At 66.5% G+C, this 9,749-nt stretch carries 5 protein-coding genes and 1 pseudogene; all 6 read left to right on the forward strand.

The window, feature by feature from the left end:
* Positions 1 to 37: 37 nt before the first annotated feature.
* Positions 38 to 946 carry a 23S rRNA (adenine(2030)-N(6))-methyltransferase RlmJ gene (locus OZ10_RS06390; protein WP_039564211.1) on the forward strand — a complete coding sequence of 303 codons (909 nt, stop codon included), beginning with the start codon at positions 38 to 40 and terminating at the stop codon, positions 944 to 946.
* Between the two features lie 381 nt (positions 947 to 1,327).
* Positions 1,328 to 1,870 carry a GNAT family N-acetyltransferase gene (locus tag OZ10_RS06395; protein ID WP_039414972.1) on the forward strand — a complete coding sequence of 181 codons (543 nt, stop codon included), beginning with the start codon at positions 1,328 to 1,330 and terminating at the stop codon, positions 1,868 to 1,870.
* 466 nt (positions 1,871 to 2,336) lie between these two features.
* The gene (gene mfd / locus OZ10_RS06400; protein WP_039414975.1) at positions 2,337 to 5,804 is read left to right on the forward strand and encodes a transcription-repair coupling factor; all 3,468 of its coding nucleotides are present in this window, start codon (positions 2,337 to 2,339) and stop codon (positions 5,802 to 5,804) included.
* Positions 5,805 to 6,294: 490 nt separating this feature from the next.
* A complete protein-coding gene (locus tag OZ10_RS06405; RefSeq protein WP_039414978.1) occupies positions 6,295 to 6,624 on the forward strand; it encodes an STAS domain-containing protein in 330 nt (109 codons plus the stop codon).
* A gap of 16 nt (positions 6,625 to 6,640) precedes the next feature.
* On the forward strand, positions 6,641 to 8,650 hold the full coding sequence (locus OZ10_RS06410; protein WP_039564216.1) for a chemotaxis protein CheA: 2,010 nt from the start codon (positions 6,641 to 6,643) through the stop codon (positions 8,648 to 8,650).
* A gap of 64 nt (positions 8,651 to 8,714) precedes the next feature.
* A pseudogene (locus OZ10_RS06415) lies at positions 8,715 to 9,749 on the forward strand (methyl-accepting chemotaxis protein); the annotation flags it as partial.

Below are 9,749 nucleotides of genomic sequence, written 5' to 3' on the forward strand. Positions count from 1 at the left end.
GCCAGCGCAAACCAGCGCGCCCGCTTACACTGCCGCGATGAACTATCGCCACGCCTTCCATGCCGGCAACCATGCCGACGTGCTCAAGCACATCGCCCTGCTTGCCCTGATCGACACCCTCAAGCGCAAGGACACCCCGTTCTTCGTGCTCGACACCCACGCCGGGCGCGGGCGCTATCAACTCGGTGGCGAAGAAAGCCGCAAGACCAACGAAGCCGACGCCGGGGTCATGCGGCTGATGGCCGAGGCCACCTTGCCCGAGGTGGTCGAGCGCTACCTGCGCGCGGTGCAGGCCGACAACCAGGCCGTCGCCCGCCCGGCCACGCCCGGCCACAAGCCCACCCGCCCCACCGCAGGCATCCAGCTCAATTACTACCCCGGCTCGCCGCTGCTGGCCGCGCAGGCGCTGCGCGCGCAGGACCGCATGGCGTTCTGCGAACTGCAACCGGACGAAGCCGAGGCGCTCAAGGGCCTGTTCGCCAAGGACAACCGCGTGCGCGTGCATACCGGCGACGGCTATGCAGCCATCCGTGCATTTCTGCCGCCACGCGCCGGCGAGACCAAGATCGGTCGCGGGCTGGTGCTGATCGACCCGCCGTACGAATCGCAGGACGCCGAATACCAGCAGATCATCCACAGCGTGCGCGAGGCGCTGGCACGCTGGCCGCAGGCGATCTGCATGGTGTGGTACCCGATCAAGCTGCGCCGCAGCCTGCAGCCGTTCATGCGCAAGGCCGCCACGCTGCCGGCCAAGTCGGTGCTGGTGGCCGAGCTGCAGGTGCGCCCGGACGACTCGCCGCTGCGCCTGACCGGCAGCGGGCTGTTGATCGTCAACGCACCCTGGCAATTCGACAAGGTGCTGGCGCCGGCGCTGCCGGTGCTGAAGAAGCACCTGGGCGAGCTGGGTGCCTCCACCCGGCTGGAATGGCTGCGCCAGGACGCGTGATGCGGTGCGCTCCACCTGCACGGCTGTCGGGAGCTGCAGCCGAATAAGGCACTGCAGCGGGACGGTCGCACTGCAGTGGCGCATCCGCGCGTGCTCCTGGGCGCTGCAGATGTGTGCCACTGGCAGGCCACGCCCTCCGCGCCGCGTGGTGGCTGCGCGTGTGGCGTCACGAGCGCAATCGCCTGCGCATGCACTGGCTCGGCACATCCGGCAGCCGCCGCAGCCGGGCGCCAAGCTCACGACCGGCTCACGGCTCGGCTCGTTACAGTCCAGTGGGAAGCACTGCCACCCCTCTGTTGGCCCCCGACGACGCACCGGATTCATTCACGGTAGCGCGCCGGGCTGGTGCCAGAATCTTCCGATCTTCAAGGAACACCGGTCATGGCCATTCGCAATCGCATGCCTCCCTGGCATGAAAACTTCAGCCTGCCCAATGGCCGCACCCTTCTGCTCCGCCCGATCCGTCCCGAGGACGGTCCGCCGCTGCAAGGGGCTTTCAGCCTGTTGGGCCCGGAGGAAATCCGCGCGCGTTTCGTGCGCTCCTCCGCCGAAATCACCCCGGAGATGGTGCAACGCCTGACCCATCCCAACCCCAAGAGCGAGATCGTGCTGGTCGCCGCCGAACAGCTGCCGCCCGGCGAGGCGCTGGTGGGTGCGGTCGCCCGCGCCGCGTTGGTGCCGGGCACCCGCCAGGCCGAATACACCATCCTGGTCAGCAGTTTCGTCGCCGGCCAGGGCCTGGGCCGGCAATTGATGCGCAAGCTGGTGAAGTGGGCGCGCCGCAAGTACCTGGATTGCCTGTTCGGCGATGTGCTGCAAAGCAACGTGCCGATGCTGCAGCTGGCCGAATCGCTGGGCTTCAGGCCGCAGGCGCATCCCGATTCGCCGGAGCTGGTGCGGATGGTCCTGGAGCTGGATGCTTGAGGGGCTGGGATTCGGGATTTGGGATTTGGGATTCGTAAGAGCGGCTTGCGTCCGTTTGCTGCAGGGCCTTTGACGCTGCAACCTTGCGGCAGGGCCAGTCGCGATGGCCGGCGGGCATGGTCTCAATAAAACAATCGGCAGCCTGTCTGGCGCGGTGAGGGCACCGCGCCCTCGACCAGACGTAGAGACAGCGAAGTGATGGCGGGACGCACAGTGGAGGTGTCTCGACCTGATTGCTCGCTACGGACAGATCAGGCGCAGAGCGGATGGTCTGCGAGTTGGCTGCATGGGCCAGTCGCGATAGCCAGCGGGCATGGCTTTCGATAGACGACCGGCAAGCCATCTGGTGCGTTGCAACTGATGATGAGGCGGCACGCTGCAGCGTGCCTCTGCGCAGGCGGCCTGAGGCCGCCTTTCACGCCAGATGGACCGGCCGCGGCGGGGGCTCTGGTAAAATTGCCGGCTGATGCCGCAGCCTACCTACCCCTCCCCGCCGCTGCCCAAGTCCGGCCAGCTCCGCGCCTACTGGCGCGCACCCTCGTCTGCGACGGCGCTGGCCTGGTCGATCGCGCGTGCCGCCGAAGCACATGCCGGCCCGTTGCTGGTGATCGCCCGCGACAACCAGAGCGCGCACCAGATCGAAGCCGATCTGCTCGCCCTGCTGGGCGAAGACTCCGCGCTGCCGGTGGTGCCTTTTCCCGATTGGGAAACCCTGCCGTACGACCAGTTCAGCCCGCACCCGGAAATCATCAGCCAGCGCCTGGCAGCCTTGCATCGCCTGCCCGGCCTGACCAAGGGCGTGGTGATCGTCCCGGTGCAGACCCTGATGCAGCAGCTGGCGCCGCTGAGCTACATCGTTGGCGGCAGCTTCGACCTCACCGTGGGCCAGCGCCTGGACCTGGATGCGGAAAAACGCCGCCTGGAAAGCGCCGGCTACCGCAACGTGCCGCAGGTGATGGACCCGGGCGATTTTGCGGTGCGCGGCGGCTTGCTCGACGTGTTCCCGATGGGCGCAGACACACCGTTGCGCGTTGAATTGCTGGATGAGGATATCGATTCCATCCGCGCCTTCGACCCGGAATCGCAGCGCTCGCTGGACAAGGTGGACGCGGTCAAGATGCTTCCCGGCCGCGAAGTGCCGATGGATGATGCCAGCATCGAGCGCGTGCTGGCCTGCCTGCGCGAACGCTTCGATGTGGATACCCGGCGCAGTGCGTTGTACCAGGACCTCAAGTCCGGCATCGCGCCCTCGGGCATCGAGTACTACCTGCCGATGTTCTTCGCCAAGACCGCCACCTTGTTCGAGTACCTGGACAAGCGCGCCCTGCCGTTGATCGCCAGCGGTGTTTCCAATGCGGCCGATGCGTTCTGGACCCAGGCACAAAACCGCTACGAACAACGTCGCCACGATGTGGAACGCCCGCTGCTGCCGCCGGACGAGTTGTACCAATCACCGGATGCGCTGCGCGAGCGGCTCAACAAGCTGGCGCGCATCGAAGTGTGGGCCAGCGACCACCCGCGCATCGATGAGGCCGCCGCGCTCGGCGACCAGCCGCTGCCGCCCTTGCCGGTGGCCGCGAAGGACGCGCCCGCGGGCCAGGCGCTGGCGACGTTCCTGAGTCATTACCCCGGCCGGGTGCTGGTGGCCGCCGACTCGGCCGGCCGCCGCGAAGCCTTGATGGAAGTGCTGGCCGCCGCGCAGTTGAAGCCCGAGGTGGTGGCCGATGTGCCCGCATTCCTGGCTGCGACCACGCTGCGCTTCGGCATCACCGTGGCCGCACTGGACGACGGATTTGCGTTGGATGCCCCGCAGATTGCGGTGCTCACCGAGCGCCAGCTGTTTCCCGAGCGGGCCAACCAGCCGCGTCGCTCGCGGCGGGTGGGACGCGAGCCGGAAGCGATCATCCGCGACCTGGGCGAACTGTCCGAAGGCGCGCCGATCGTGCACGAGGATCACGGTGTGGGCCGTTACCGCGGCCTGATCGTGCTCGATGCCGGCGGCATGCCCGGCGAGTTCCTGGAAATCGAATACGCCAAGGGCGACCGGCTGTATGTGCCGGTGGCGCAGCTGCACCTGATCAGCCGCTATTCCGGCGCCTCGGCCGAGACCGCGCCGCTGCATTCGCTGGGTGGCGAGCAATGGACCAAGGCCAAGCGCAAGGCGGCCGAGAAGGTGCGCGACGTGGCCGCCGAATTGCTGGAAATCCAGGCGCGCCGCCGCGCGCGTGCGGGTCTGGCCTTGCAGGTAGACCGGGCGATGTACGAGCCGTTCGCGGCCGGCTTTCCGTTCGAAGAAACCGGCGACCAGTTGGCCGCCATCGATGCCACGCTACGCGACCTGGCCAGCAGCCAGCCGATGGACCGCGTGGTCTGCGGCGATGTCGGCTTCGGCAAGACCGAGGTCGCGGTGCGTGCCGCGTTTGCGGCCGCCAGCGCAGGCAAACAGGTGGCCGTGCTGGTGCCCACCACGCTGCTGGCCGAACAGCATTACCGCAATTTCCGCGACCGTTTTGCCGATTACCCGATGAAGGTGGAAGTGCTCTCGCGCTTCAAGAGCACCAAGGAAATCAAGGCCGAACTGGAGAAGGTGGCCAGCGGCGAGATCGACGTCATCATCGGCACGCATCGGCTATTGCAGCCCGACGTGAAGTTCAAGGATCTCGGCCTGGTCGTGGTCGACGAGGAACAGCGCTTCGGCGTGCGGCAAAAAGAAGCGCTCAAGGCGATGCGCGCCAACGTGCATCTGCTCACACTGACCGCAACACCCATCCCGCGCACGCTCAACATGGCCATGGCCGGGCTGCGCGATCTGTCCATCATCGCCACCCCGCCGCCGAACCGGCTGGCGGTGCAGACCTTCATCACGGCCTGGGACAACGCGCTGCTGCGCGAAGCCTTCCAGCGCGAACTCAGCCGTGGTGGGCAGCTGTACTTCCTGCACAACGATGTGGAAAGCATCGTGCGCATGCAGCGCGACCTGTCCGAACTGGTGCCCGAAGCGCGCATCGGCATCGCACACGGGCAGATGCCCGAGCGCGAGCTGGAGCGGGTGATGCTGGATTTCCAGAAGCAACGCTTCAACGTGCTGCTGTCGACCACGATCATCGAGTCGGGGATCGACATCCCCAATGCCAATACCATCATCATCAACCGCGCCGATCGGTTTGGCCTGGCCCAGTTGCATCAGCTGCGTGGCCGCGTCGGCCGCTCGCACCACCGCGCCTATGCGTACCTGGTGGTGCCCGATCGGCGCTCGATGACCTCCGATGCAGAAAAGCGCCTGGAGGCGATTGCATCCATGGACGAGCTTGGCGCCGGCTTCACCCTGGCCACGCACGATCTGGAAATCCGCGGTGCCGGCGAGTTGCTGGGCGAAGACCAGAGCGGGCAGATGGCCGAGGTCGGCTTCAGCCTGTACACCGAGCTGCTGGAACGCGCCGTGCGCAGCATCCGCCAGGGCAAGTTGCCCGATCTGGATGCCGGCGAGGAAGTGCGTGGCGCGGAGGTCGAGCTGCATGTGGCGGCGTTGATTCCGGAGGATTATCTGCCGGACGTGCACACGCGGCTGACCCTGTACAAGCGCATTTCCAGTGCACGCGATCCCGACGCGCTGCGCGAGCTGCAGGTGGAAATGATCGACCGTTTCGGCCTGCTGCCGGACCCGGTCAAGCACCTGTTCGCCATTGCCGAGCTCAAGCTGCAGGCCAATGCCTTGGGCGTACGCAAGCTGGATCTGGGCGAGAACGGCGGACGCCTGGTGTTCGAGGCCAAGCCGTCGATCGACCCGATGACCATCATCCAGATGATCCAGAAGCAACCCAAGATCTACACCATGGATGGCCCGGACAAGCTGCGCATCAAACTGCCGATGCCCGAAGGCGCCGACCGCTTCAATGCGGCACGCGGCCTGCTGGCGGCGTTGGCACCGGGCTGAAGCGCGGCACAGCCTGGCGATCATGCGGCCCTGGACAGGGCCACCACCGCGATAGTCCCTGCGAGCAGGTGAGCGATCACCTGCTCGTTGCGTCTGTACGCCACGCCCTGCCCGTTCGATCCGGCCGGAGTCGGCAGCGCCACGGCCGCAGCCCGGCGTCGCCGAACAGCACATCGCACATGCCCCGCGCATGCAGGGCAACACCTGCACCGTCAGCCAGCATTTGATCCAGCGTCTCGCCTGTCCCAGGACAGCCCGGGACAGTGCCTTCCTGAGCCTGCTTGCGACGAAGCTGAGCTGTTAATGCCCGTGCAGTGACGTATTTCGCAAAACCGTCATTGCGCTGAATTTGGCCTAAATATTCCTGTCAGGCGCCGATACCAGCATGGACCGGCATGACCCCGTGTGCAAAACAGCGCCACGCCACCCCATGCCATTGCGATCCATCCCGCGTCAGCGCACTCCCCGTGCGGCATCGCCCGAGGCACTCATGAACAGCCCGCTTTCCGATCTCCCCGCGCCGTTGACGCTTGCCCTGGAAGGCGAGATGACCATCCGTCGCGCCGCCGAACTCAAGCCGCTGCTGCAGCCGGCACTGGCGCATCCGGGTGGCTTGCATCTGGACCTGGGCGCGGTCAGCGAGATCGACACCACCGGGCTGCAGTTGCTGCTGGCCACCAAGCAGGCCATCCAGGCCGACGGGCGGCCGTTTTCGCTGACCGATTCCAGCCGCGCGGTGGTGGATGTGATCGAACTGCTCGGCCTGCTCGAAGCGCTGTACCCGCACGCGGTTGCAGGCCTCGGCGAACGCATTCACTAACGGACTGGTGACGCACATGGACATGAACCAGCTGATGCAGACCTTCCTGGCCGAAAGCCGGGACCTGCTCGAAGACATGGAACGCCACCTGCTCGAAGCCGAGCGTGGCGAATCGTCGCCGGATGCGGTCAATGCGATCTTCCGCGCCGCGCACACCATCAAGGGTTCCGGCGGCCTGTTCGACCTGCCGCAGCTGGTGGGCTTCACCCATGTGGTGGAAAGCGTGCTGGACCTGGTGCGCGACGAGATGCTGACCTTGAGCTCGGAGCTGATCGGCCTGCTGCTGGTGTGCTGTGACCACATCCACGCGCTGGTGGAAACCGCGGCCGACCCCGGCCATGCCGATCCGGCCGCCCTCGCCGCCGAAGCCGAACCCCTGCTGGCGCAATTGCAGACCTATCTGCATGCCAGCGCCTGTGGCATCACCACCGCTGCCATCCAGCACAGCACGCCGGAAAAGCAGAGCGGGTACTGGCGCATCACGCTCACCCTGTTTGCCGACGCGCTGCGCTTCGGCAACTCGCCGCTCAAGCTGATCCGCAATCTGCGCAGCCTGGGTTCGGTGGAAGCGATCAGCACCGATCACAGCAAGCTGCCAAGCTTTGAAGAGCTCGATCCGGAAGCCAACTACCTGGGCTTCCAGATCCTGCTGCGCAGCGATGCCGACCGCGCCGCAATCGAAGAGGTGTTCGAATTCGTTCGCGACGATTGCGATCTGGACATCGTCGCGGTGCCGGCGCCCGCCGATGCGGCAGCCCTGCTCGCGGCCGAGCCGCTGGCCGTTGCCGCGCCGAGCAACGCGCTGGCCGCCGTGCCGTCCGCTGCCGCAGCGCCTGCGCGGGCTGCGCCCGATGCCGGTGCGCGCAACGCCGACGCACGCTCCATCCGCGTGGATGCCGACAAGCTCGATCGCATGATCGACCTGGTGGGCGAACTCATCATCGCCGTGGCCAGCACCAATGCCAATGCGCAACGCAGCGGCGATGCGCAACTACTGGAATCGGCCTCGATCCTGGCCGGCCTGGTGGAAGATGTGCGCGAAAGCGCGCTGCAGCTGCGCATGGTCAAGATCGGCGGCACCTTCAGCCGATTCCAGCGCGTGGTGCATGACGTGGCGCGCGAACTGGGCAAGGACATCGCACTGGTCGTTGCCGGCGAAGACACCGAACTGGACAAGTCGGTGGTGGAAAAGATCGGCGACCCGCTCACCCATCTGGTGCGCAACGCGATGGACCACGGCATCGAGCCGGCGGACGTGCGCGTGACGCGCGGCAAGCCCGCACGCGGCACCGTCGGGCTCAATGCGTACCACGACTCCGGCAGCATCGTCATCCAGATCACCGACGACGGCGGCGGCTTGAACCGCGACCGCATCCTGGCCAAGGCGCTCGAACGCGGGCTGGTCGAACCCGGCCGCCAGCTCAGTGACCGCGAGGTATTTGCGATGATCTTCGAGCCGGGCTTTTCCACTGCCGAAAAGGTCACCAACCTGTCCGGCCGCGGTGTCGGCATGGACGTGGTCAAGCGCAACATCACCGCATTGCGTGGCACGGTCGATATCGACAGCGCGGCCGGCGTGGGCACCACCATTTCGGTGCGCCTGCCGCTGACCCTGGCCATCATCAACGGCTTCCAGGTGGGCGTGGGCAAATCCGTGTTCGTGGTGCCGCTGGATGTGGTGGAGGAATGCGTGGAATTCACGCCCGACTACGCCAGCGACTACATCGACCTGCGCGGCAGCGTGCTGCCGTATGTGCGCCTGCGTGAACTGTTCGCGCTTGGCGGCAAGAACCCCGCACGCGAAAGCATCGTGGTGATCCGCCAGGGCGCACAGCGCTTCGGCCTGGTCGTGGACACCTTGCTGGGCGAATGGCAGACGGTGATCAAGCCGCTGTCCAAGGTCTTCGCCCAGGTCAAGGGCATCAGTGGTTCCAGCATCCTGGGCAGCGGCGATGTCGCGCTGATCCTGGATGTGCCCAGCCTGCTCCAGCAGTTGCACCCCAACCAGGATGCGTTGGCGGCCTGAGCGTTCGCAGTCCCGCTCCCGCCATCCACATCGTTCGTCGTTACCTGACCCCAGGACACTCGCCATGTCACACCGTCTTCCGATCGCCACCCAACTCTGGTTCACCGCCGCGCTTGCGGTGGCCTTGCCCGTCCTCGTGATCGTCGCCGGCTTCGCGCTGACGCTCTCGCATGCGGCCCTGCTCGGCGCCAGCATCGTGGCCGCACTGATCAGCGGCGCCTTGCTGGTGTGGGCAATCCGCCTGGCCAGCGACTCGCTGGAGCTGGCCACCACCACGCTGGACGCGTTCTCGCGCGGCAACTTCGATGTCGCCCTGCCGCAGACACCCGACGAGCAGGCCGGCGACGTGCTGCGCGGCCTGCGCAAGGTGCAGAGCGGCATCCGTCACGTCAACGAAGAGATCAACCGCGTCTGGCGCGAACACGATGCCGGGCAGATCGAGGCGCGCATCGACGTGGCGCGCTTCGACGGCGATTTCCGCACCCTGGGCGATGGCATCAACCGCATGGTGGCCAGCCATATCGCCGTGAACAAGCAGGCCATGGCGTGCGTGGCCGAGTTCGGCCGCGGCAACTTCGCCGCCGAGCTGGAGCGCCTGCCGGGCCAGAAGGCCTTCATCAACGACATCGTGGACCAGATCCGCGGCAACCTCATCGGCATGGTCGCCGAGGTCAACCACATGTCCGCCGAGCACGATGCCGGCGACATCGACGTGGTCATCGACACGCAGCGCTTCACCGGCGATTTCCGCCGCATGGCCGAGGGCATCAACGCCATGGTCGCCGGCCACATCGCGGTCAAGAAACAGGCCATCGCCTGCGTCGGCGAATTCGGTCGCGGCAACTTCACCGCGCAGCTGCCGCTGCTGCCGGGCAAGAAGCGCTTCATCAACGACACCATCGAACAGGTGCGCGGCAACCTCACCGGGTTGATCGGCGAGATCAACCACATGTCGGCCGAACACGAGGCCGGCGATATCGACGTGGTCATCGACAGCGCACGTTTCGACGGCGACTTCCGCAGCATGGCGCTGGGCATCAACCAGATGGTGGGCGCGCATATCGCGGTGAAGAAGCTGGCGATGGGTGTGGTGGCCGAA

Source organism: Xanthomonas cannabis pv. cannabis (assembly GCF_000802365.1).
Classification (GTDB): domain Bacteria; phylum Pseudomonadota; class Gammaproteobacteria; order Xanthomonadales; family Xanthomonadaceae; genus Xanthomonas; species Xanthomonas cannabis.